Genomic DNA, 23627 nt, shown 5'->3' on the forward strand with positions numbered 1-23627 from the left:
GGGACACAAGGGGCTGAACTAGCTGAGTCCTTACGAGAAGAGTATGACTTTGAAATTGTGACTTTTGAAGATTCTGTCAATATGTACCAAGAAGTAATGGTTGGTAATAGTACGGCAGCGGTTGAGGATTTCCCTGTAATGGCTTATGCCATCAATGATGGCAAATTAGCTTTAAGACAGTTAGAAGAAACCTTTGATATTGGCTCTTATGGTTTTGCGACCAGTCCTGGTGAAAACCCAGACTTAGTCGCAGCTTTTAATGAAGGATTAGCTAATATTCAAGCGTCGGGTCAATATGATGAGATTCTTGCCACTTATTTAGGTGACGCAGAAGTTGCTGATGATGCATCTAACATTGCTCAAGAAGAAGAATTGACTCATGACAAGAAATATGTGATTGCGACCGATACAACCTTTGCTCCATTTGAGTTCGTAAATGAAGCGGGCGAGATGGTTGGGATAGATATGGATATTCTAGCAGCGATTGCTGAAGATCAAGGTTTCGAATATGAAGTGCGAGCACTAGGCTTTAATGCGGCTGTTCAAGCCTTGGAAAGTAAGCAAGTCGATGGTGTGATTGCTGGAATGAGTATTACACCTGAGCGACAAGAGGCTTTTGATTTTTCGGAAGCTTACTATTTAAGTAGCTTGTCTTTTGCTGTCAAAGCAGATAGCGAAATTCAAACGCTTGACGATTTAAAGGGACAAAGAATTGCAGTTAAAACCGGGACACAAGGGGCTGAATTAGCCGAGTCATTACGAGAAGAGTATGACTTTGAGATTGTGACCCTTGAAGATTCTGTCAATATGTACCAAGAGGTAATGGTTGGTAATAGCGCGGCAGCGGTTGAAGATTTTCCTGTAATGGCTTATGCAATCAATGATGGTAACTTAGATTTAAGACAGTTAGAAGAAACCTTTGATATTGGTTCTTACGGCTTTGCGACCAGTCCTGGTGAAAACCCAGACTTAGTGACTGCCTTTAACCGTGGTTTAGCAAACATCCAAGCCTCAGGTCAATATGACGAGATTCTGGCCACTTATTTAGGTAGTGATTCAGCTGAAGCACTGGAACATGATAAAACTTATATTATTGCGACTGACCAAACTTACGCTCCGTTTGAGTTTGTGGATGATGATGATAATTTAGTCGGGATTGATATGGATTTAATGGCAGCGATCGCCGAGGATCAAGGCTTTGATTATGAGATGAAAGTCTTAGGTTTTAATGCTGCTGTTCAAGCGCTTGAAAGTGGTCAAGCTGATGGTGTAATTGCTGGGATGAGTATCACAGATGCTCGAAAAGAAAGCTTTGACTTTTCAGAGCCCTATTTTGACAGTCAGTTGTCCTTTGCGGTTAAAGCCGATAGTGAGATTCAAACGTTGGCTGATTTAGAAGGTCTACGTGTGGCAGTGAAAACTGGGACACAAGGGGCGGATTTGGCGGATAGTTTGAAAGAGGAATATGGCTTTGAGATTGCGATTTTTGAAGACTCTGCCAATGTGATTGAAGATGTTTTAGCGGGGAATAGCGCGGCCTTAGTTGAGGATCATCCTGTAATGGCTTATACCATTAAGGAAGGGGACGTGGCTTTACGTCTGTTAGATGAAACCTTCACGGTGGGTTCTTATGGCTTTGCGGTAATGAAAGGTGAGAATGCTGATTTATTAACAGCCTTCAACCAAGGTTTAGCGAATTTAAGAGAATCTGGTGCTTATGACGAGATTTTAGCAACGTATACAAGTACTGATGGTGCAACTGAATCAGTTGCAAATGATGCGCTAGCTACAGAAGAAGCAGATGAAGAAGCAGCAAACGTATTTATTAGTCAAATCACTAAAAACTGGCGACCATTATTAAATGGTTTATGGACAACGGTTTGGGTGACACTTGTATCGATTCTAATCGCAATGATTATCGGGATTGCCTTAGGGATTATGAGTGCTGGCCAAAACCCAGTCTTAAAATTTATCGCTTTACTATACGTTGATATCATGCGAGGTATTCCGTTATTAGTATTATCATTCTTTATCTACTTTGGTGTGCCTCAGTTAACAGGCTTAACCTTCCCAGCTACCTTAGCAGGGATTGTTACCTTAAGTTTAAACGCAGCAGCTTATATCTCTGAGATTGTACGTGGGGGAATTAAAGCCGTACCAATCGGCCAGTCTGAAGCAGGACGAAGCTTAGGTTTACCTTACAATCAAACGTTGAGACACATTGTTCTACCGCAGGCGTTTAAAATTATGGTACCATCATTTATTAACCAATTTGTTATTACTTTGAAAGATACGTCAATTTTATCCGTAATAGGCTTGGTTGAATTAACTCAAACTGGTAAAATAATTATCGCACGTGATTTCCAATCAGGAAGTATGTGGTTAATTGTTGGTTTAATGTATATAATCATTATTACTGCATTAACTAGAGTATCGAAGAGACTAGAAAAGGAGAATTAAACTATGTCTAAAGTAATTGTCAAAGATTTGAAAAAAAGCTTTGGTTCGAACGAAGTTTTAAAATCAATTAATTTAACAGTAGCAGAAGGAGAGGTTGTTTGTATTATTGGGCCATCTGGTTCAGGTAAATCAACACTACTTCGCTGCTTGAACCATTTAGAAGAAATTAATGGCGGTCACGTGACAATCAATGGCTTTGATATTAGTTCAAAAGATGTTGATTTGAATAAAGCGCGTGAGAACATTGGTATGGTGTTCCAACACTTTAACTTATTCCCACACCTTAGTGTGAAAGAAAACATTACCTTAGCACCAACGCAATTAGGTGTCTTGAAAAACAAAGATGCAGATGCAAAAGCCCGTGAATTACTGGCACAAGTTGGTTTAGCTGATAAAGTAGATGCTTTCCCTAATTCCTTATCAGGTGGTCAAAAGCAACGTGTAGCAATCGCACGTGCTCTAGCAATGAATCCTGATATTATGTTGTTTGACGAGCCAACCTCTGCACTCGATCCAGAGATGGTAGGAGATGTTCTGTCAGTTATGCAACAATTAGCAAAAGATGGCATGACAATGGTTATTGTAACGCATGAGATGGGCTTTGCGCGTGAGGTAGCAGACCGCGTGATTTTCATGGACGGTGGTTATATTGTTGAAGAGGATGTACCAGAGAAAATCTTCTCGGCTCCTGCTCATGAAAGAACGAAAAACTTCTTAGATAAAGTATTATAAAAGTAAAAAAAGGCAGATGAGCAATCTGTAGAGACCCCCTAAATTCGAATACGGATTTAGGGGGTCTTTTTATTTTGAAGTAAGGAGACGGGGGCCGAAAGTTCAAGTGAATCTCCGGAATATCTTTTTTCGGACAAAAAACAAAGTTTTCACCTTGTTAAATAGGAATTTCAACATTTAACCAGTCACAATATATCATCTCCTATAATGCATATTATGTGAAAGAATACGTAAGCTTTTATATGCTGTGTCATAGATTAAAATTTGAGGTGAAAAGAAAGTGGAAAAAGTAAAGACGAGTCGTTTAATCGTCATTTTTTTTCTGGTTCTAGGTATTTTTGGATTAGGAAATGGAAGTTCGAACGTAGCAGAAGTAAAGGCGCAAGCAAATAAAAAGGTCTATACAATCGCAACTGATACGCCATATGCTCCTTTCGAGTTTCTTGATGGTGAAGGTAATTTAATCGGAATAGCTATTGATATTCTGGCTGCAATTGCCAAAGACCAAGGCTTTGAATATGAATTAATGACGCTGCCGTTCAGTTTTTGGCTTACAAGCTTTAGAAAGTGGACAAGCAGATGGTATGATTGCTGGTATGGGAATTACAGAGGAAAGAGAAGCGTCGTTTGACTTTTCAAATCCATACTTTCAAGGTGGTTCAATGTTTGCAGTGGCTGCCAATAGTGAAATTGAAGCGATAGAAGATCTATAGGTCACAAGGTCGCTGTGAAAATTGGTACGACAGGTGAAGCAATTGCTAATGAATTATCGGGCGAATATGGCTTTGATACGACGACCTTTGAAGATTCAGTTAATATGTATCAAGACGTTGCCGCAGGCAACAGTCAAGCAGTGATTGGAGATGCGACAGTTATTCAATATGCCGTCAATACAGGAGCAGTCGATTTACGTTTAATCGCTGAAGAGAAGGCATCTATTCCGTTTGGTTTTGCTGTAAATAAAGGGAATCATCCAGAACTAGTTGACATGTTTAATGATGGCTTAGCTAATAGCCAAGCATCGGGTGAGTATGATGAAATACTGGCCACTTACTTAGGGGATGGAGCAAGCCAAGAATCTGTTCAAACTGGCTTCTTTGGTCAATTAAAACAAAACTGGCCCTCGCTAAGTTCTGGCTTAATCACGACCATTTGGGTAACGTTAGTATCCTTTGTGATTGCGATGATTATTGGTATGTTGATTGGCTTAATGCGTAGTAGTCAATCGATGATTCTATCTGGAATTGGTTTAGTTTATGTCGATATTATGCGTGGTATCCCACTACTAGTATTAGCATTCTTTATCTACTTTGGTATGCCACAAATGACAGGAATCAATATGAGCGCAAGTATCGCGGGTATTCTAACGCTGAGTTTAAATGCTGCTGCCTATGTTGCAGAAAATGTGCGTGGCGGTATTCAAGCAGTTGCTAAAGGACAGGCAGAAGCTGGTCGAAGTTTAGGTTTAAATTATGGAACGACAATGCGTCGAATCATTTTACCGCAAGCATTCAAAATTATGATTCCATCATTTATCAATCAATTTGTGATTACGTTGAAAGACACAGCAATCCTATCCGTTATTGGTTTAGTCGAGTTAACTCAGACTGGCTGAATTATTATCGCCCGTACTTATCAATCAGGCAGCATGTGGTTAATTATTGGACTGATGTACATTATTTTGATTACAATTTTAACGAAAATTTCAAATCGTCTAGAAAAGGAGTTAGTCTAATTTATGTCAACAGTTAAGGTAAAAGGCTTAAAGAAAAGCTTCGGAAAAAATGAAGTGCGAAAAGGCATCGATATGCAAGTCTCTTCAGGTGAAGTAATGTGTATCATTGGTCCTTCTGGGTCAGGTAAATCAACTTTATTGAGATGTCTTAACCGATTAGAAGAAATTCAAGGTGGGTCGATGACAATTGCTGATAAAGATATTACAAGTTCGACAATTGATATCAATAAGGCTCGCGAAAATATCGGGATGGTTTTCCAACAGTTTAATTTATTTCCACATCTAACGGTAAAGGACAACATTACGTTAGCGCCTTTAGAATTGGGAAGAGTTTCAAAAGCGGAAGCGAATGATGTGGCGTTAAAGTTACTCGATCAAGTTGGTTTAAATAATAAGGCAGACGCCTATCCTAAATCACTATCGGGAGGACAACAACAGCGAGTAGCCATTGCAAGAGCTTTAGCAATGAGTCCGGATATTATGTTGTTTGATGAACCAACTTCTGCCTTAAATCCCGAAATGGTCGGCGATGTATTAGAGGTTATGAAGCAATTAGCAGCCGATGGTATGACGATGGTGGTTGTGACACATGAGATGGGCTTCGCGCGTGAGGTGGGGGATCGTGTTGTGTTTATGGACGGAGGCTATATTGTTGAAGAAGATCAACCAGAAGCAATCTTCGATAATCCTCAAGAAGACAGAACACAAGATTTCCTCAATAAAGTATTATAAGAGTTTTATCACACCTTGTAGTGAGCTAGAATGCTCGCTGTAGGGTGTGTTTTTATTTCGTTAAGCATTGTGTCATTGAGAAATTACTTTCCTAGCTTGTGCTTGTATCGTCTAAAATGAGGGAAGTGCTCTAAAGGCATTTTGTCATTTGGTTAAGTGGTCTACTAAGTGATAGATTTTTATAAAATTGGGATATTTTGGCTTGTTAAAGGGGTTGAAATTCTTTAATATGATAGATGTTAGTTAGAAAGGGTGCAATTTATGAAAAGTATTGTTGAATATTATACGCCAACACATGAGATACCTGTTCCAGATCAGTATTTAGAAATTCCAATCGCATCATGGGACGATGTTATCCAACCGTTATTAGAAGAGGTCGCTAATCGTTATGGCGAGAGTTCAATCACGGATGAAATGGTGATTGATTTAGGTATTGCCAACGTATCAACTGTTCCAGCGTTTAAACGTTTTGCAAAAGAGTATTATCAAGATGAGTATATTTCTTATGCCTTTTATCACAAATTATTGCCATATTTATTAGCCTTTCATGGAGAAACCGCTGAAGTGGTCATTAATGCGGAAGAAAGAGAGCGTTATGTAGAAGAGTATCTTGAGCAAATTGAAGCTTTTGCTGAAGAAGAAGACTTGCCTGTTAATGATTACGCACAATTAAAATTAGGTTTACGTGGTGATATCGACACAATCTTAAAAGAGCGTGCCGTGGAAGATTATATCTTCAAGCTGATTGCCCATCACATTTTTAAAGAGAAGGGCCATGAGTTAGATGAATTAACTTATGAGCGTTTCATTCAACAGAATGTACTTCGTAGTGGAGCCGATGAAATTGATATGCGAGAGCGTTATCCTTACACTATTTTCCAAAAAATTATGCCAGAAATGTCATATAATACTGAACTGTTTGAATACTTCAAACCGAACTTCACATTTAAAGTGACTGGTGAAAATGCTTAATCAGACGGTCAAGCTATCTTATATGGTAAAAATTATAAATATTGAGATTGTGTGTGTGGAGGAGAACTAGAGCATGTCGAAAAAAACAGGGATTGTGGTTGGGCTTGGCTTAATGGTAGGCGTATTAGCTTATTTTCTATTGAGTCCTTTGTTCCAAACCGATATCAACCGAACCGTTAATTCCTTAGTAGATAAATATCAAAAGGCTGCTTTAATCGAGGAAACAAATTATTATGAGCAAACTCCGGTTTATCAAACTCAGCCAATTAATTTGGATCAATCAGCCAGTCTGTTAATTGAATCATTGCGTTTAGAAGGGCCAAACCTATCGATTGGTAATCGAGATGGTCAGCCGTTAATGGAGGCTTTAGAAACCGAAGAAGAAGTCGTAGAGAATCTGCCTTGGTTTTACTTTAGTCCCAATGTAGCGATTGTGTCACCTACATCGGTTGTTCAAAGAAAGCAATTATTGAGAAAAGAAACTGTCAATGGCTTTGCTTGGTATTTGGTGGATAATGAGGAACGACTATTTCAATTTGGTGAACCTTACACAGGTTGGCATAGTACCTCCTTTGATGGTTGGTACTATTTTTCGGATGGGGTGCCTCAAGCTGATTTAATTATCTCGTCGGCTGAAGCCAATGACTTGATTCGTTACCGTAATCAGTTAACAGCTTTAGTACCGGTCGTGGATTATCAACCCTTCTTCATTGAACAGCCAGAAAAATACGAAGTCATGACCGAAAGTTATCCAGTGAATTATAGTATCCTTTACAAAGCAAGGGATCAAATGGTGCTTACTTCACCTCCTGGAACGTATGGTTCAACATTCTTAACCAACACAGCAAGTTTTGAAGATATGCCGATGGAAGTTGTTGAAGAAATATCGACACTTAGCGGGACTTGGTTACGCGTCATGATTGGCTATGAAGAGTTAGGTTGGATTAAAAAGGATGAACAGTTTAATGATTATGTACTGACTTTCTATAGTGAACAAGAGTTATTAGACACGATTGAATTAGTCTTGTATGAAGAAATCGCCAATATTAGTGCTAATGCAGGGGCATCTTTTGTCAATAATGAGACGATGAGTCAGGTGAGTGTTAATAACCAGACCTTCTTCCCAGCAAGTACACAAAAAATCTATGTTTTAGCTGAGTTATATCATCAATATAGTAGGCAAATACTAGACCCGTATGAATATATTGAAATGGGTTGGGAAGATCAAGTGCCGGGCGCGGGTATTATTCAAAGTTACGCACCAGGCACGATGTTTACCTTAGATGAACTCGTCAATTTAGTAGCGATTTATAGTGATAATACAGCCGCAAACATGTTAATTGATGCGGTAGGTGGCGGGAGTGTGATAACCCCTCATATGCATCAGTTAGGTTTCTATGATACCTATGTTGATGGTAAGTATTATAATACACGTGAAGGTTACTTCCATACGACCCCTGGAGATGCTGCCCGTCTATTCGCCTTATTGTACAATAACCGTATTAATGGCGAACCTTGGGATGAAATGTATATCGATAAATTATTTTTAAACTCTCATAACTTTTTACGCCAGTTTATTCCTTATACAACAACCTCTTGGAATAAGTCTGGTTTGGGCGATCCAGAACAGAATGATGTCGCAACATTTGTGACGCCATATGGTTCTTATAGTTTAGCCGTTTATACAGAAACGCCGTGGGATTATGATGCGGTAGGAACACAGATGGGTTACTTGTCTTTAAGGATTCATGATGTGTTTAATGAATTAAGACAGCAGTTATGGGTCACCGTTGAAGATAGTGACAGTTATTTCGCGCCTGGAAGTGTTGAAGAATCGTATTATCAAGAAATAGTCGAATAATGTTCGGTTCATTGATTGAGCGTCCGCTCTTGCTTTTTTAAAAGCAGAGGCGGGCGCTTTTCATTTCTTAAAAAAGATGACAGACAGGTTACGATAGGAGTCTAAGGAAACTTGTTATTTGGTGATTAAAGGCTGTCAAGTTCTTTTGCTTTCAAGGAGACTTTAATGTATCAAAAGGAGATAGCTCTCTAAGGGCAAATAGGCGTCTATTGATTTTTGCCATTCGTGGATGGGTCATATTGTTCCCTGAATGGGGTTATGGTTTTTATGCGAAATGAGAATAGAATACATTTCAAGAAAGTATTTTTTAATGTGGATGGGTCTGATATAATGAAATTTAAATAACATATGAAAGAAGTGGTGAGAGTGGATCATTCAGAAGAAATCTTAAAGCTGCTTGAAACAGATAGCCGTTTAACGGTGAAGCAAGTCGCTATCTTATTAAATCTCGACGAAAAATTAGTCAGTGAGACGATTAAACATCTTGAAGATGAGAAAATTATCGCGGGCTACCATACACTGATTAATTGGGAGAAAACGGATGATCACTATGTCTCGGCGATGATTGAGGTGCGTGTAACGCCTCAGCGGGGGCAAGGTTTTGATCGGATTGCGGAAAAAATCTATCAATTCCCCGAAGTGAAGGCGATGTATTTAATTTCGGGCGGTTATGACTACTTAGTGGAATTGAAGAAAGCACCGATGAGACAAATCGCAAACTTTGTATCGTCACGTTTGTCAGTGATTGAGGAAGTTCAATCGACTGCAACCCATGTTGTATTGAAGCGTTACAAAGACCACAATACGGTTCTTATGAAAGATGACGAAGATAAACGGATGGTGGTTAGTCCATGAGGTCTTTCATCAATCAAAAGGTCAAAGGGATTAAGCCATCTGGTATTCGCAAGTTTTTCGATATAGCCAATGAGATGGCGGATGTAATTTCTTTGGGGGTTGGGGAACCTGATTTTGATACGCCATGGCATATTCGCGATGAGGGAATTTATGCTTTGCAAAAGGGGCAAACTTTTTACACGTCAAATGCAGGTTTAATGGAGTTACGTCTTGCGATTGCTGAAACGATTGCTATCAAGTATGGCATGACATATAATCCCTCAAATGAAATCTTGGTAACGGTAGGAGGCAGTGAGGCGATTGATCTGGCTTTGCGTGCGACGCTTGAACCGGGCGACGAGGTAATTTTCACGGAGCCGAGTTACGTTTCATACTTGCCATGTATTCAATTAGCTGATGGGATACCTGTTGCGATTCCTTTGAAGGAAGAGAATGATTTTCGTCTGACAGCTCAAGAGCTCAGACAAGCCATTACCCCTCAGTCCAAAATATTAATTCTATCCTTTCCGAATAATCCTACGGGCGCTGTTATGGCGAAAGCTGATTTAGAAGCGATTGCGGAAGTTGTTTTGGAACATGATTTGATGGTCATTACGGACGAAATCTATGCGGAACTGACATACTTTGATAAAGAGGCACATGTGTCAATTGCTGCTTTACCTGGCATGCAAGAGCGCACAATTTATATCAATGGCTTCTCTAAAGCTTATGCGATGACGGGATGGCGTTTAGGCTATTGTTGTGGACCAGCTGAGATAATGGAACAAATGATTAAGATTCATCAATTTGCGATTATGGCGGCTCCCACGACTAGTCAATATGCGGGAATTACGGCTTTGCGAAATGGTGATGCAGATGTTGCAGTAATGCGAGAAAGTTATAATCAACGTCGTCGCTTTTTATTGTATGAGCTTGATCGAATAGGACTACCTTGTTTTGAGCCATTTGGCGCTTTCTATGTGTTTCCAAACATCTCTGAGTTTGGTTTGACTTCTGAAGAATTTGCGACTCAATTGATCTATAGTCAGAAAGTTGCGGTTGTACCTGGAACGGCATTTGGTGCTTCAGGAGAGGGCTTTATCCGAATATCTTATGCTTATTCAATTCAAGAATTGAAGGTTGCTTTTGAGAGGTTGGCACTTTTTGTTGAAGCTTTACGTGAAAATAAGGGCACACTTCTATAAGCAAAAGCTAGAGACTGTATAACTAAATTTAATAAATAAAGTTTCAATGTATAAAAAAGTATTGATAAAATAGTCAGAGTATTGATTATAATATATAATTAATACTGGAGGGTAAATAAATAGCCTTGTTAATTGTAGTAATCACAATTAACAAGGCAATTATTAACACTAAATGTTACGCAGTAACATTTTTGATGATTTTGTTCGCTACTTCATTCGTTAATGAATAGAAGATTTTTGTGCCCTCACGCTCTGCTTCCACAATACCAGATTCACGCATTTTACTGATGTGTTGAGACACAGTCGATTGTGGTAAATCCAACGTTTCTTGGATTGCACCAACATTTAACACTCTGTTTTGATACAGTGTTAAAGCGATTGAGAATCTGATAGGGTGGGCTAGAAGTTTAAGGACATCAACGTATTCTTTAATTTCAGGAGATTTAACGTCAATTTTTTGCATAGAAAAGAGCCCCCTTCTTAATAAAATATTTTTGCTCTACTAGAAATACATTCTATCATACTTTCGAAATGAAATTAACTAAAAACCTTTAATATATGAAAATAATAATAATTACTTCTTTTTTCTTTAGAAAGAGAGAATGACCTGTATATTCAAACGTTGAACTTCGAGAAAATTTGTTTCGATAGATTTTAAAATTATAAAGCATTAAGATAGTGAGGATAGTTATTTAGCCAGATTTATGCGATTAACTGAACGTCACAATTTACTTACAAGGAGAAAACACACATGACACAAGAATTACCATTAAGATCAGCGTTACCTTTAGAGTTAACTTGGCAACTTGAACTGCTATACGCAGATCAAGCAGCATATGAAACGGATTTAGCAGAATTTAAAGAGAAGGTTACAACTTTTTCTGAAAAGTACAATGGAAAGTTAGCGGATCAATCACTTTTACTAACTTCATTAGCGGATTATGCGCAGATTATTGAGCAGTTACACCGCCTTTCTGGTTATGCCTCATTAGGTTATGAGACGGATAAATTAAACGACGTCTTTGAAAGCAACATGAGTCGTTTAGAAGACTTATATGAGTGGCAAGGTCAACAATTAACTTTCTATGATAATCAATTAGCTTTGTTAGATCTTGAGTATTTAACAAGCATTAGCCAAACTGAAGAAGGACAGACTTATGAGTACTTCTTAAAAGAAGTCGTTCGACAGAAAGAAACACATCTTTCTCAAGAAGTAGAGGAAGTATTAAGCGGCTTGGATAACTCAATTAATAATCAATACCGTCAATACTTAACAATGAAATTACAAGATATGAGCTTTGATTCTTTCACTGTTGCCGATCAACACTATTCAAATAGTTTTAATGGCTTTGAAGGGGAGTATGAAGTTCATGCCAATCCTGAAGTCCGTGCAAAAGCTTGGAAATCGTTTCACGATGGCTTAGCACGCTATCAAAACAGTGCCGCGATTAATTACATCAACCACGTTCAAACTGAGAAAAAAATGGCTACTTTACGAGGTTTTGATTCTGTGTTTGATTATTTACTATTCAATCAAAAGGTTGATCGTGAAGCGTTCAATCGTCAAATTGATGTCATCATGACTGAGTTTTCACCTGTGATGCAACGTTATGCGCGTTTATTAGCAAAAGAACACGGTTATGAAAAAGTGAGTTTAGCGGATATCAAAATTTCATTTTCAACCGAGGAAGCTGCAACAATTTCCGTTGAGGAAAGTCGTGTGATGATTGAAGATGCCTTGTCAGTTTTAGGAGAAGACTATAGTAAGATTGTTAAACGTGCTTTTGATGAGCGTTGGATTGATTACCCGATGAATCAAACAAAATCCACAGGTGGTTTCTGTTCAACGTCTTATAATGGTCCATCTTATATCTTATTGAATTGGACAAGCTTATTGAGTGAAGTGCTAGTGTTGGCTCATGAATTAGGTCATGCCGGTCACTTCCAATTAACTTATCAAGAACAAAGCGTATTGACACCAGAAGCAAGTCTTTACTTTATTGAAGCGCCTTCGACTGCCAATGAAGTGATTATGTGTCAATATTTATTAAATCAACCGATTTCAGCCGAACAAAAACGTATTTTAATTGCTGAATTTATTTCAAGAACTTACTTCCATAATATGGTGACACATTTATTGGAAGCAGATTTCCAGCGAAAAGTTTATCAAGCAGTTGATCAAGGGGATGTCCTAAATGCTAAGCGTTTAAATACCTTTTTCAAAGAAACACTAGAAAACTTCTGGGGCGATGCAGTTGAAATCAATAAGGGTTCTGAATTAACTTGGATGCGTCAGCCACACTACTTTATGGGCTTATATTCCTATACATATTCAGCAGGTTTAACGATTGGCACTCAAATTGGTCAAAAAATTGCAGCTAAAGATGAAACTGCTATTGAAAACTGGTTGGAAGTATTAAAAGCAGGTGGAACATTAGGTCCCATTGAATCCGCTGAAAAAGCAGGTGTATCAATGACGGATGCTGCTGCTTTAAGAGAAGCGATTCATTTTGTTGATGGTTTATTAGATCAAATTGAGGAATTAAAAGAAGCTTAATATAACTTCGGCTAATAAAAGTAGCGTAGCTATATCATGTTGCAGTTGTGTAACAAATTTTTCGAAAAGTCATATTTGGGCTCATATTTTACATTAGTGTGACGGTTTCAAGCAATGGGATTAAAGCTAGTTAACAACTGGCATTTAATCCTGTTTTTTTATTTGAGGTGCGTTAAGATACTCTATGCAAACACTCGTTTGTCTTTTGCATTAATTAGACAACGAAAGTATGAGGAGAATATTTAATGAAAAAATCGCTTAAAATAGCTGTTGCAGCTATATCACTTTCTGCAACAATGGCACCATTATCAAATTTAAAAGTTGAAGCCATCGAAGCAGCCGCATTTACTTTAAACGCAGGTAGCTGGAGAAAACGTAGTTTAGAAGACGTACAAGCGTCTGTCAATGAAGTCGTTTCCTTAGGGAACCAAACATATATAGTTCAATGGGGAGATACTTTAGGAACAATTGCTGCAGCGACAGGCATTTCAGTCAATGACTTAGCAGCTATCAATCAAATTTCAAACCCTGACTTAATTATCTCAGGTTCTGTTATTTATTTTGATGCCGTTAATCATACCTTAACTTACACTGAACCAAGTGGAGAAGAAGTAACGGTAGCTGCTGAAGAAACTAACGTAGCAGAAGTCATTGAAGATACAACGATTGTGGAAGATACAACTGTTGTTGAAGATGGTTACTTAATTGATGAGATAGAAGAGTGGGATCTTGGTGAAGCAATGAACGCCAATCAAGACGAAAGTCCAGCAGAAGAAGTCGTAGTAGACGACTCAGCTCTGGAACAAGCTTTAGCTGAAGAAGAAGCTGCTCGTTTAGCCGAAGAAGAAGCTGCTCGTTTGGCTGAAGAAGAAGCCGCTCAATTAGCTGAAGAAGAAGAAGCTGCTCAATTAACTGAAGAAGAAGCCGCTCAATTAGCTGAAGAAGAAGCTGCTCGTTTTGCTGAAGAAGAAGCTGCTCGTTTGGCTGAAGAAGAAGCTGCTCGTTTGGCTGAAGAAGAAGCTGCTCGTTTGGCTGAAGAAGAAGCCGCTCGTTTAGCCGAAGAAGAAGCCGCTCGTTTAGCCGAAGAAGAAGCCGCTCGTTTGGCTGAAGAAGAAGCTGCTCGTTTGGCTGAAGAAGAAGCCGCTCGTTTAGCCGAAGAAGAAGCTGCTCGTTTGGCTGAAGAAGAAGCTGCTCGTTTTGCTGAAGAAGAAGCTGCTCGTTTGGCTAAAGAAGAAGCCGCTCAATTAGCCGAAGAAGAAGCTGCTCGTTTGGCTGACGAAGAAGCTGCAAACTCAACTGATCCAACTGTTTATGGCACACCAATTGTAGTTGAAGCTACTGCATACTCGCGTAACGAAGCCGGTCTAGGAAACTTTACTGCAGATGGTACTGACTTACGTTTGGAACCAGCTGTTATCGCTGTTGACCCATCAGTCATTCCACTTGGAACAACGGTTTACATTCCTGGTTGGGGTTATTACCGTGCTGCTGACACAGGTGGCGCAATTGTAGGTAACAAAATTGATGTTCACTTTGAAAATGTCGCAGACACGTACCAATTCGGTCGTCAGTCGCTAACTATTTATATTGTTGACTAAGTAACTATAGAAAATCAGTGAGGCTAGGGTTAAACCTAGCTTCTTTTTTGTGTGTGTTGAGTTATTATTAAAGGGAAGACATTAATTTTGAAGTGAAAATTAACGTGTCGCATATTCAAACACTCAAGTAATTTTATTTCAAAAAATCATAATGAGTGCTAGAATTAAGCAGTGAAAATTTAATCAGAGGAGTTTTGTGAAATGAAAGATCAAACTAAAATAACATTCTGGGGTGGCCTAGATACAATCGGAGGCAACATCGTGAGTATCCAATTCAAAGACTACCGCATCATCACTGATTTCGGTGCATTAGCCGGAGTGAATATTATGGATTTACTTAGTAAGGAAACAACCCATTCTCATTTAGCATTAGGACAATTACCGGCAATTTCCGGCTTGTATCCCAAAGCAGCCATTGGTGATTTCGAACTGGAGAGTTTTGAGGAGTCAGCCTTAAATACAATCGTCTGTCTTTCACATTTACATCTAGATCATTTGGGTGCTTTTGGACAGTTGCCAGAAGAGCTACCTATTTATGCATTAGAAGAAGCTGTTGATTTTTATAAACAGTTAGAAAAAACAAGCTTACTGCCTAGTTATGCTGTTAATTGGCAAAAAGTGACTGCAGAAAGTACACTTCAACATGGACCTTTTGAGATTGTCTTTCATGAGAGTGATCATGATACAGTTGGCGCTGCAAGTATTTTTATTAAAACGCCAGATTTTAAAATTGTGTATTCAGGTGATTTCCGTTTATCGGGCTTCCATCCAGAAAAAGTCTTAAACTGGGCTCAAAAAGCACATGAGTTTGATGCGGACCTTTTCCTTGTTGAAGGAACAACATTTAGTCATTTTGCATCTGAGCCTAATCCAGTCGATGTAGCACTAGCGGAGGTGACACATTCGATTAATTCACCCAATGAAATCAAATTAATGAATTCAATTGAGGCCATCGCTCAAGAACACTCAGAGCAATTAATTGCTTTTAATGGTTACCCTCAAAATATTGAACGCTTATTAGTGTTAGCGGAATTATTCACCACTTTAGGCCGAACGCTCGTCATGGATCAGACCTATTTTGAATTAATGAAGCCTTATTTAACAGGTTATTTGAATGTAAAGTACTTACTTTTAGATGAAAATGCGTCAATTGAGGTGACAGACGAAGCGGTTTCTTTGGAGATGCTTCGTGAGATGCCTCAACATTATATTCTTCAATTTGATTATGAACGTCACGAACATGTATTTACTTTACCTGCGGGTGTATATTTCCATTCGAACGGGATGCCAATTGGAAGTTACATGGCAGAATACGAACCTTATGTACGCCGTTTCGTTGAAGCTGGCTGGGAATTTTACCATGCGAATGTTTCAGGACATGCATCGCAAAGTGATTTATTATTAGTGAATTACTTGACCCAAGCTAAATTAGTCGTGCCATGGCATACATTTAAACCAGACTTTTATGGTCAAGCAATTGAAGAAATTGGTTTACAGACTTGGTTACCCGAATACCACGTTGAATACACGGCGGCTGAACTTTCAGATATGATTAAGTAAATTTAGGAGAGTAGATATGCAGAAAATTACGATTTTAATGACGAGTGACACACATGGTTACTGGATTGATGTGCCTAATCAACCAGACCAGTCATTATTAAATACAGCGGCGACACTGAAGCGTTTGAAGCAAGAGTCAACGCATCCAACCATCAGCATTGATTTAGGTGATTTCATTCAAGGATCAGCATTTGCGACTTATTGTAGTCAAATTGCTGAAAATGGGAGTGTATTTGCTAGAGCGATGAATGATCTTGCTTATGATGCACAGATTATTGGGAATCATGAGTTTAATTTTGGTCCTGAGTACCGTGAAAGTATTCTGAACCAAATCATGGCACCAATTATCTGTTCTAACATTGTCGATGCTCAAACAGGTCAACCTGTTTTAGGTCAACCTTATAAAGTAATTGAAGTTGAAGGAATTAAAGTCGGCATCATTGGAACGACGACTCATTACATCCCCAATTGGGAATTACCTAAACATTATGAAGGTTTAGCCTTCAAAGATGCATTCGAGACAACGAAGTTTTACGCTGAGCAGCTTCGCTCTCAAGTGGACGTTGTGGTGGTGGCTTATCATGGTGGCTATGAAAGAGATTTGGATACTGGCGAAGCATTAGAAGACTTAACAGGTGAAAACCAAGGGGCACGTATGTTACAAGAAATCCCTGAAATTGATGTCTTGTTAACGGGCCACCAACACCGTTTAATTAATCAACAAGTTAATAATGCTTGGACCGTTCAACCGGGTTATGCGGGTGAGTGTGTTGCGTCCATAACACTGACTTTAGACAATAAAGAAATTGTGCATATGACAGGAGAGCTTCATGATACAAGCCTGGACGCTGCAGATACTGCCATCAAAGACGTGGTTAATCCAGAACGTACAATAGGAGAGCAGTGGTTGAAACAAGTCTTAGGTACGGCGAAATTAGACGTGCCAGTTGCAGATGCTTTTGAAGCGCGTCTAACAGGGACACCTTTTGTTGAACTACTTAACCAACTACAATTAAAAGAAACAGGTGCCGACTTTAGTGCTGTCACATTAATCAACGAATCATTTGTGAAGTTTAAAGGACCGGTGACTAATGAAATTTTACTGGAAGTCTATCCTTACTATAATCGTATAGCGAAAGTTCAACTAAGCGGACAAGATCTATATGAGATCGTCGAATTCAACTTAGAATATTGGACTTTAAATGAAAAAGGTGAGGTCCAAGTCAACCCTGATTATATTGACCCTAAACCGCGTCATTATAATTATGACTTATTTACAGGTTTGACAACCATCGCAAACTTGAGCAAACCGCTAGGACAGCGTGTCGAGCAATTGCTTGATGAACGGACACAATTACCAATTAAAAGAGATCAAACTTATACAATTGCAGTGTCTCAATACCGTGCAGTTGGCGGCGGCGATTATAAAACCTACACCCCGGACAAAATAGTCTCGATTAGTGAGATTGATATCGCAACTCGTTTGCGTGAAGCCTTGGCAGACTTTACGTCTAAAAACTGGGCAGCGATTAATGCGAATTATCGACATGTTGAGTGGTTAACGCATTCCTAAGATGGTCATTCAAGCACCGATTTGACTAAAGCTGACATTTGCTGTATACTCTTCATATATTACGAAATCGTAATAACTTTTTGTAAAGGAGTGGTAAGCATGGATATGAAATTAATCATACAAGGTATCAATTATTATGCGAGAAAAGAAAAAATGTATGGGTTGGATGAAAGAGAAATAGCGTTACGACAAGAATTACGTGAAAGCTATATTAAACTCATTCGCTTATCATTTCAAGACCAAATCGAGCATGTAAAAGTAGTAGACATCGAAGGTAACGATTTAACTCCCGAATTCCTAAAAGGTATTCAACGTGGAAAACAAATACATGGTCGACACTTGGAACCTAAAAATGATTTGCCAACTAAGATGGAACAATTCTTAGCAGGAATCGAAGAATTCGATCCAGAAGAAGACGAGCAATAACAGTTTTTTTATTAAAAAAATTAATTTTATGAATAGCCTATTAAAGTCAGCTCGTCTGATTTTAGTAGGCTGTTTTGTTATATTGATGAGCGACGTCTAATGTAAAATGAGAACAACATGATAAAACGGTGATGTTAATATTAAATCGTTAAAAATTTACGAAAAATTTACAATAATCTGTTACTATTGATTCGAATGCTTTGAAAATTGAAGTTGAGGTGAAAGAATGCAAGTTAGATTTGAAAACGTGACAATGCAATTCGAAAATAAGAAAGTGTTGGACCAAATAAATTTTACTTTGCCTAGCAAAGAATTAATCTCTTTTTTAGGTCCTAGTGGTTGTGGTAAGTCAACGACCTTATACCTGATTTCTGGCCTATTGAATGCCACATCTGGAAAAATATTTTTCGGAGACAAAGATGTGACTAAACTTGATCCAGTAAAACGAAACGTTGGGTTAGTATTCCAAAATTATGCTTTATATCCCCATTTAACAGTTCGCGAGAATATTATGTTCCCACTAAAGATGGCTAAGCTATCTAAAAAGGAACGTAGCGAGCGTGCAGAAGAGATGGCATTATTGACGAAAATTGCTGATCAATTAGATAAATATCCACGCCAATTATCGGGTGGTCAACAACAAAGGGTCGCCATTAGTCGTGCTTTAGCAAAAGAACCAGAAATACTCTTAATGGATGAGCCATTAAGTAACTTGGATGCACGTTTGAGAATTGAAATGCGTGAAGAGATTCGTCGTATTCAACAAGAAACGGGTGTTACCACAGTATTTGTTACCCATGACCAAGAAGAAGCGTTGAGTATTGCGGATAATGTTATGGTACTTGAAAGTGGAGAAATCCAACAAATGACAGATCCAGTGACGCTTTACCGTAAACCAAGCAACTTGTTTGTTTCCAAATTTATCGGCTCACCTATTATTAACACCTTTACTAAAGACTCATTAGCTTTGAATCCAGAGTCAGCTTTAATACAAGAAAATTGGATGACTTTAGGCATTCGTTCAGAGCACTTTACGTTAGGAAATGAAGAAGATTACTTAATCCGTGCGGTCATTCAAAGAATCGAAACAATTGGTAAAGATATTACAATTCATTGTGAGTGGCAAGGTGAAAAATTTGTGGTGTCCGACTTAGAAACAGATTCAATTGTAGGAGATACACTTTACCTAAACGTTAGCCCAGACAACTTGTTATTATTCGATGAGAATGAACAACTAGTTGAAAGAAGGGTTGAGAATGAATAAGAAACCCACACTAAAAAGCACCTTACAGGCCTTATTGTATTTAGCTCCCATGTTGTTTTTTATTGGTGTGTTTACCGTCTATCCGATCATCAAGTCTTTCGATATGAGTTTTTATCTGAATTACAATATGTTAAGTGGCTCGATTGATGGGCGAGGTTTAGACAATTATCTTGAAATTTTCAACGATCCTAGCTTTTATACCGCATTAAAAAATACCGGTATTTTCATCATAGGTGTTGTACCGGCATCAATCGTCATTTCGGTTTTGATTGCCCTAATGTTAAATCAAATTCCAATTTTCAAAAGTTTCTTCCGAACGGTTTACTTCTTACCCTTTGTAACAAGTACGGTAGCCGTGTCGATTGTCTGGAGTTGGTTATATCACTCGCGTTACGGATTGATTAACTTTATTTTAGGCCTAGTCGGGATTGATGCAATTAATTGGTTGAATGATCCAAAAATGGCTTTACCAGCCGTGATTATCATGTCTATTTGGAAGGGCCTTGGCTTTAATATCCTACTGACTTTAGTTGGTTTAGGAAACATATCTGAAGACTACTATAAAGCCGCTAAGATTGATGGAGCGAATGCATGGAATAGGTTCTGGAATATTACGGTTCCCTTACTGCGTCCGACCTTATTCTTATTATCAATTGTTGGTATTATTAACGGTTCGAAAGTATTTGATGAAGTGTACTCATTATTTAATGGACGTCCAGGCCCAGCAGGCTCTGCGACCACTTTAGTCTATTACTTATTCCAAAAATTCTATGTGCAGTTTGAATACGGCGTAGCTGCTGCATCGGGCATTATTTTATTCGGAATTGTCCTGATTATAACCCTCATTCAATATGTTGGAAATTCCTATTTTGAAAAAAGAGGAGGATAATTCAGTATGAAAAACGTCTTTAAGTTAATTGCACTATATAGTATCTTGTTCCTAGGAAGTATCATCATGGTGTTACCTTTTTACTGGATGATTACGACGAGTTTAAAATCAGGTGGGGAAGCAATTCAAGTCCCACCCTCATGGTTGCCTGAAAACTGGCTTTTCTCGAATTACCAGAAAGCACTTGAAGCAGCCCCATTTGCCCGCTACTTTATCAACAGTGTGATTGTTACATTCACATCGACAGTGGGCGAGTTAATTACGAGCATTTTGGCAGCCTTTGCCTTTGCTAAACTAAAGTTTTGGGGTAAAGATATTCTGTTTTTATGTTTGTTAGCAACAATGATGGTGCCAGGTGAGTTAATGACCATCCCGAACTTCGTCACATTGGCGAGCTGGGGCATGATTAACACTTATTGGGCGCTAATTATTCCCTGGTTAGCAAGTGTATTCTCAATCTTTACGTTAAAACAATCCTTTCAATCAGTTCCTGATGAACTTTACTATGCAGCAAAAACTGATGGAGCAAGTGACTGGCGTTTCCTTTGGGAAATGATGGTACCACTTTCTAAATCTTCTATTGTGGCAGTAATGATTCTGAAAGTGATTGGAAGTTGGAATTCGTTCATGTGGCCATTAATTGTCACGAACGACACAGCACTACGTACTTTACCAGTAGGGTTACAAGCCTTTACGACCGAAGCCGGAACAAAGTTTGAATTGTTAATGGCTGCGTCGACATTGGTAGTTATTCCGATGGTTGTCATTTATTTATTGTTGCAAAAGCACATTATTCAAGGCATTTCTCGCTCAGGCTTGAAAGGCTAACGTTGTAGAATGCTCACATGATCTCTCAGGAGGGAAAATATTAATGAAAAAGATTAAATTAGTAGTTGCAGCTTTAGTTGCATTGGCAGTATCAAGCGTATTCGCACCTTTGGCATCTGCCCAAGAGAAAGTACAAGTTACTCTCTGGCATGCAATGAATGGTCCTCACCAAGAAATGATAACAACATTAGTAGAAGAATTTAACTCATCTCAAGATACAGTAGAAGTGGTTGAGCAAAACCAAGGTGACTATAGCACCTTACAACAATCAGTCATGGCATCTGCTGCATCTGGTGATTTACCAACAATGACTCAACTGACTTCATCAAACACACCAGACTACAAAAACCAAGGCTTATTGTTAGCTTTAGACGGTTTAATGACAGATGAAAACGGCTGGACTACTGAACTTAAAGACGGTATCTTCCCAGGATTCATCGACGGTGTAACTTACGATGGAGAAATTTTCGCTATTCCATTTTCTAAATCGGTTCGTTTAATGTATGTAAACGAAGACTTATTAGCTGAAGTTGGCGCAGAAGTACCAACAACTTGGCAAGAAGTTTTAGATTTAGGAGTGGCATTAGATGAAGCTGGAATTGATACACCAGCAATGGGTCTAGAAAATAGTATTTCTATGGAACTAGAAACAATGGCTCGTCAAAACGGCGCAACTTGGATTGCACCTGACTTATCAGCAGTAGAAATTGCTTCTGAAACAGCAACAGAGCCCGTTCAATTCATTTATGATTTAATTGCTGAGGGACACGCTCGTACAGCTGGTGAAGACGGCTTTATGTCAGGCCCATTCTCATCAGGTGAATCTGCATTATACATCGGTTCATCAGCTGGTTTATCTTATGTATTACCTGGTATTGAAGAATCTGGCATCACTTTAGGAACAGCTGAAATTCCAGTGTTTGGCGAAGGTGAGCCATTAACATTATTTGCAGGTAACGACTTAGGAATTTTCTCTTCTGCTACTGAAGAAGAACAAGCTGGCGCAGCACAATTTATGGCTTTCTTATTAGAAGCTGACAATACAGCTCGTTGGGCATCAGAAACAGGCTACTTACCAATTACAAGTCAAGGTACAGAATCTGACACATGGACAACATTCTTGGAAGAAAATCCATTAGTAGAAGCAGCTTCTACAGAATTAACTTACGGAATGTCTCAACCAGGTTATGTAGGCGCATCAGAAGTCTTTTCTGAAATCGAAATGGCAATTGAAAGAATTTTATTAAGTGACTCAGACATCACAATGGAATTCCAAACAATTGAAGATTTAGTAAAAGGCCACTTAGGTTTAGAATAAACTTCATCCAACAACAATAAATAAATGACGAGAAACTAGGATACTTCGGTATGCTAGTTTTTTATTTAGGGAAAATAAGCCAAACACAAGCCACGCAGCCGCCACATCATGAAAAACGCCCCCCCTCTGGTCCCTTGGCACCTTACTAAAGTCTCCCATTACACTGCCGTTCTAAATTGCTTTTCACTACTTCTAATTGTCCCCGTTAGCCTCTAAGTGGCTGCGTTAGAATTAAACTGACAATAAGATTTTTATTTTAACAGGCTGACTGATAGGTTAAATCGACTTGTTCCCCACCTAACGTGCCCACTCATTTCTTTAGTTAAAACGTCAAAGATGATCGATTCTACTAACATCGAGCACAAAACGAATGAAGGTCATTTTTGGTAAAAAGGGTGTGAAAATCGACTCAAGACTGGATATTCGTTAAAATAGACGAAAGAGTAGAAAGGGTGTGTCAGTCTGGTAAAGAGGTCTGAAGATTCAAAAAGGTTGCCAATAAAGTAGCAGCGGATAGACTAGTTATGGTCAGAGGTGAAACATTAAGAAATGAGAAGGAAAAAAGCTGTCATAAGAAAGGCACTGAATAATTTCGCTAAACAATCGAAGCAATACTGCTTTAAATTTATAAAGAGGGAATGAAGATATAATGGATATGAATAAAGAACTTAAAGATGTGAAAGACCAAGCCGAAATCGTTCGAACCTTAATTGAGCAAGCTCTGGAGAAAATCGATAGTGCAAGAAATTGGGGGCTCTATGATATATTTGCAGGTGGCATGATTTCAAGCATGGTCAAAAGAGGGCGCATGAAAGAAAGTAATCAATTAATGGAAGAAATCGAACGGGCGTTGCAAAGATTACAAAAAGAGTACGGTGACATCAACTTGGAACTACCCGAGCAGTTAAATTTAGATTTTGCTTCTGAAATGTTTGATGTCTGGTTCGATAACATTTTTACAGACCTTTCTGTCCAGAGTAATTTAAAAAAACGCCGTGAACAATTAGTCTATCTCTATGACCAAGTCGACGAATTAGACAAGCTGATAACAATCGAATTAAACAAGTAAGAAAACTTAATAGC

Annotated in this window: 21 protein-coding genes; 20 read left to right on the top strand and 1 reads right to left on the bottom strand. The window is 38.6% G+C overall.

The features are described 5' to 3' along the window. The 10 genes from ACTQ45_RS00005 to ACTQ45_RS00050 form a co-directional block, all read left to right on the top strand. On the top strand, positions 1-2460 hold a 2460-nt coding region (locus tag ACTQ45_RS00005), incomplete at its 5' end, for an ABC transporter substrate-binding protein/permease (RefSeq protein ID WP_441762585.1). Between the two features lie 3 nt (positions 2461-2463). Beyond that, positions 2464-3192 carry an amino acid ABC transporter ATP-binding protein gene (locus tag ACTQ45_RS00010; RefSeq protein WP_441749924.1) on the top strand — a complete coding sequence of 243 codons (729 nt, stop codon included), beginning with the start codon at positions 2464-2466 and terminating at the stop codon, positions 3190-3192. Between the two features lie 280 nt (positions 3193-3472). Beyond that, complete coding sequence (locus tag ACTQ45_RS00015) at positions 3473-3823, top strand: transporter substrate-binding domain-containing protein (RefSeq protein ID WP_441762586.1); 351 nt, start codon at positions 3473-3475, stop codon at positions 3821-3823. Further along, positions 3789-3905, top strand: a complete 117-nt coding sequence (locus ACTQ45_RS00020) for a hypothetical protein (protein WP_441762587.1) — start codon at positions 3789-3791, stop codon at positions 3903-3905. The genes ACTQ45_RS00015 and ACTQ45_RS00020 overlap by 35 nt, the downstream gene beginning before the upstream one ends. A gap of 14 nt (positions 3906-3919) precedes the next feature. Then, complete coding sequence (locus ACTQ45_RS00025) at positions 3920-4807, top strand: ABC transporter substrate-binding protein/permease (protein ID WP_441762588.1); 888 nt, start codon at positions 3920-3922, stop codon at positions 4805-4807. Between the two features lie 123 nt (positions 4808-4930). Then, entirely contained in the window at positions 4931-5659 is a 729-nt protein-coding gene (locus ACTQ45_RS00030) for an amino acid ABC transporter ATP-binding protein (RefSeq protein WP_441762589.1), read from the top strand. 261 nt (positions 5660-5920) lie between these two features. After that, entirely contained in the window at positions 5921-6631 is a 711-nt protein-coding gene (locus ACTQ45_RS00035; RefSeq protein WP_441749926.1) for a hypothetical protein, read from the top strand. A 73-nt stretch (positions 6632-6704) separates the two neighbouring features. Continuing rightward, on the top strand, positions 6705-8492 hold the full coding sequence (locus ACTQ45_RS00040; RefSeq protein WP_441749927.1) for a serine hydrolase: 1788 nt from the start codon (positions 6705-6707) through the stop codon (positions 8490-8492). A 348-nt stretch (positions 8493-8840) separates the two neighbouring features. Then, the gene (locus tag ACTQ45_RS00045) at positions 8841-9347 is read left to right on the top strand and encodes an Lrp/AsnC family transcriptional regulator (protein WP_441762590.1); all 507 of its coding nucleotides are present in this window, start codon (positions 8841-8843) and stop codon (positions 9345-9347) included. Further along, on the top strand, positions 9344-10531 hold the full coding sequence (locus ACTQ45_RS00050) for a pyridoxal phosphate-dependent aminotransferase (RefSeq protein WP_441749929.1): 1188 nt from the start codon (positions 9344-9346) through the stop codon (positions 10529-10531). Before ACTQ45_RS00045 ends, ACTQ45_RS00050 begins: the two co-directional genes overlap by 4 nt. 175 nt (positions 10532-10706) lie before the next feature. On the opposite strand, the gene ACTQ45_RS00055 is transcribed toward ACTQ45_RS00050, so the two are convergent. Next, entirely contained in the window at positions 10707-10994 is a 288-nt protein-coding gene (locus ACTQ45_RS00055; protein WP_441749930.1) for an ArsR/SmtB family transcription factor, read from the bottom strand. 288 nt (positions 10995-11282) lie between these two features. Here ACTQ45_RS00055 and pepF point away from each other — a divergent pair, with 288 nt between their 5' ends. From pepF to ACTQ45_RS00105, 10 genes are all read left to right on the top strand, one after another. Further along, a complete protein-coding gene (gene pepF / locus ACTQ45_RS00060; RefSeq protein WP_441749932.1) occupies positions 11283-13088 on the top strand; it encodes an oligoendopeptidase F in 1806 nt (601 codons plus the stop codon). A gap of 245 nt (positions 13089-13333) precedes the next feature. Then, positions 13334-14686: a 3D domain-containing protein gene (locus ACTQ45_RS00065; protein ID WP_441762591.1), complete on the top strand. Its 1353-nt coding sequence runs from the start codon at positions 13334-13336 to the stop codon at positions 14684-14686. Positions 14687-14887: 201 nt separating this feature from the next. After that, complete coding sequence (locus tag ACTQ45_RS00070) at positions 14888-16246, top strand: MBL fold metallo-hydrolase (protein WP_441762592.1); 1359 nt, start codon at positions 14888-14890, stop codon at positions 16244-16246. A gap of 16 nt (positions 16247-16262) precedes the next feature. Further along, a complete protein-coding gene (locus ACTQ45_RS00075; protein WP_441762593.1) occupies positions 16263-17819 on the top strand; it encodes a bifunctional metallophosphatase/5'-nucleotidase in 1557 nt (518 codons plus the stop codon). Between the two features lie 99 nt (positions 17820-17918). Continuing rightward, positions 17919-18245, top strand: coding sequence for a DUF896 domain-containing protein (locus tag ACTQ45_RS00080; protein ID WP_441749936.1), 327 nt, complete (start codon positions 17919-17921; stop codon positions 18243-18245). A 226-nt stretch (positions 18246-18471) separates the two neighbouring features. Continuing rightward, positions 18472-19509 (top strand): ABC transporter ATP-binding protein, encoded by a 1038-nt coding sequence (locus ACTQ45_RS00085; protein WP_441749937.1) that lies wholly within the window; start codon positions 18472-18474, stop codon positions 19507-19509. After that, positions 19502-20398 carry a carbohydrate ABC transporter permease gene (locus ACTQ45_RS00090; protein WP_441749938.1) on the top strand — a complete coding sequence of 299 codons (897 nt, stop codon included), beginning with the start codon at positions 19502-19504 and terminating at the stop codon, positions 20396-20398. The genes ACTQ45_RS00085 and ACTQ45_RS00090 overlap by 8 nt, the downstream gene beginning before the upstream one ends. A gap of 6 nt (positions 20399-20404) precedes the next feature. Beyond that, the gene (locus tag ACTQ45_RS00095; protein ID WP_441749939.1) at positions 20405-21226 is read left to right on the top strand and encodes a carbohydrate ABC transporter permease; all 822 of its coding nucleotides are present in this window, start codon (positions 20405-20407) and stop codon (positions 21224-21226) included. 43 nt (positions 21227-21269) lie between these two features. Beyond that, on the top strand, positions 21270-22544 hold the full coding sequence (locus ACTQ45_RS00100) for an ABC transporter substrate-binding protein (RefSeq protein ID WP_441762594.1): 1275 nt from the start codon (positions 21270-21272) through the stop codon (positions 22542-22544). A 655-nt stretch (positions 22545-23199) separates the two neighbouring features. Then, positions 23200-23613 carry a hypothetical protein gene (locus ACTQ45_RS00105; RefSeq protein WP_441762595.1) on the top strand — a complete coding sequence of 138 codons (414 nt, stop codon included), beginning with the start codon at positions 23200-23202 and terminating at the stop codon, positions 23611-23613. The last annotated feature ends 14 nt before the right edge of the window (positions 23614-23627 follow it).

This window comes from Fundicoccus sp. Sow4_D5 (assembly GCF_052116365.1).
GTDB lineage: Bacteria > Bacillota > Bacilli > Lactobacillales > Aerococcaceae > Fundicoccus.

What these genes read in the sequence shown, in the direction of transcription:
- ACTQ45_RS00035 (WP_441749926.1), top strand. Translation starts at nt 5,921, where the DNA reads ATGAAAAGTATTGTTGAATATTATACGCCAACACATGAGATACCTGTT.
- ACTQ45_RS00095 (WP_441749939.1), top strand. Translation starts at nt 20,405, where the DNA reads ATGAAAAACGTCTTTAAGTTAATTGCACTATATAGTATCTTGTTCCTA.
- ACTQ45_RS00085 (WP_441749937.1), top strand. Translation starts at nt 18,472, where the DNA reads ATGCAAGTTAGATTTGAAAACGTGACAATGCAATTCGAAAATAAGAAA.
- ACTQ45_RS00090 (WP_441749938.1), top strand. Translation starts at nt 19,502, where the DNA reads ATGAATAAGAAACCCACACTAAAAAGCACCTTACAGGCCTTATTGTAT.
- ACTQ45_RS00040 (WP_441749927.1), top strand. Translation starts at nt 6,705, where the DNA reads ATGTCGAAAAAAACAGGGATTGTGGTTGGGCTTGGCTTAATGGTAGGC.
- pepF (WP_441749932.1), top strand. Translation starts at nt 11,283, where the DNA reads ATGACACAAGAATTACCATTAAGATCAGCGTTACCTTTAGAGTTAACT.
- ACTQ45_RS00105 (WP_441762595.1), top strand. Translation starts at nt 23,200, where the DNA reads ATGAATAAAGAACTTAAAGATGTGAAAGACCAAGCCGAAATCGTTCGA.
- ACTQ45_RS00030 (WP_441762589.1), top strand. Translation starts at nt 4,931, where the DNA reads ATGTCAACAGTTAAGGTAAAAGGCTTAAAGAAAAGCTTCGGAAAAAAT.
- ACTQ45_RS00070 (WP_441762592.1), top strand. Translation starts at nt 14,888, where the DNA reads ATGAAAGATCAAACTAAAATAACATTCTGGGGTGGCCTAGATACAATC.
- ACTQ45_RS00045 (WP_441762590.1), top strand. Translation starts at nt 8,841, where the DNA reads ATGAAAGAAGTGGTGAGAGTGGATCATTCAGAAGAAATCTTAAAGCTG.
- ACTQ45_RS00065 (WP_441762591.1), top strand. Translation starts at nt 13,334, where the DNA reads ATGAAAAAATCGCTTAAAATAGCTGTTGCAGCTATATCACTTTCTGCA.
- ACTQ45_RS00055 (WP_441749930.1), bottom strand. Translation starts at nt 10,994, where the DNA reads ATGCAAAAAATTGACGTTAAATCTCCTGAAATTAAAGAATACGTTGAT.
- ACTQ45_RS00100 (WP_441762594.1), top strand. Translation starts at nt 21,270, where the DNA reads ATGAAAAAGATTAAATTAGTAGTTGCAGCTTTAGTTGCATTGGCAGTA.
- ACTQ45_RS00080 (WP_441749936.1), top strand. Translation starts at nt 17,919, where the DNA reads ATGGATATGAAATTAATCATACAAGGTATCAATTATTATGCGAGAAAA.
- ACTQ45_RS00050 (WP_441749929.1), top strand. Translation starts at nt 9,344, where the DNA reads ATGAGGTCTTTCATCAATCAAAAGGTCAAAGGGATTAAGCCATCTGGT.
- ACTQ45_RS00010 (WP_441749924.1), top strand. Translation starts at nt 2,464, where the DNA reads ATGTCTAAAGTAATTGTCAAAGATTTGAAAAAAAGCTTTGGTTCGAAC.
- ACTQ45_RS00075 (WP_441762593.1), top strand. Translation starts at nt 16,263, where the DNA reads ATGCAGAAAATTACGATTTTAATGACGAGTGACACACATGGTTACTGG.
- ACTQ45_RS00020 (WP_441762587.1), top strand. Translation starts at nt 3,789, where the DNA reads ATGGGAATTACAGAGGAAAGAGAAGCGTCGTTTGACTTTTCAAATCCA.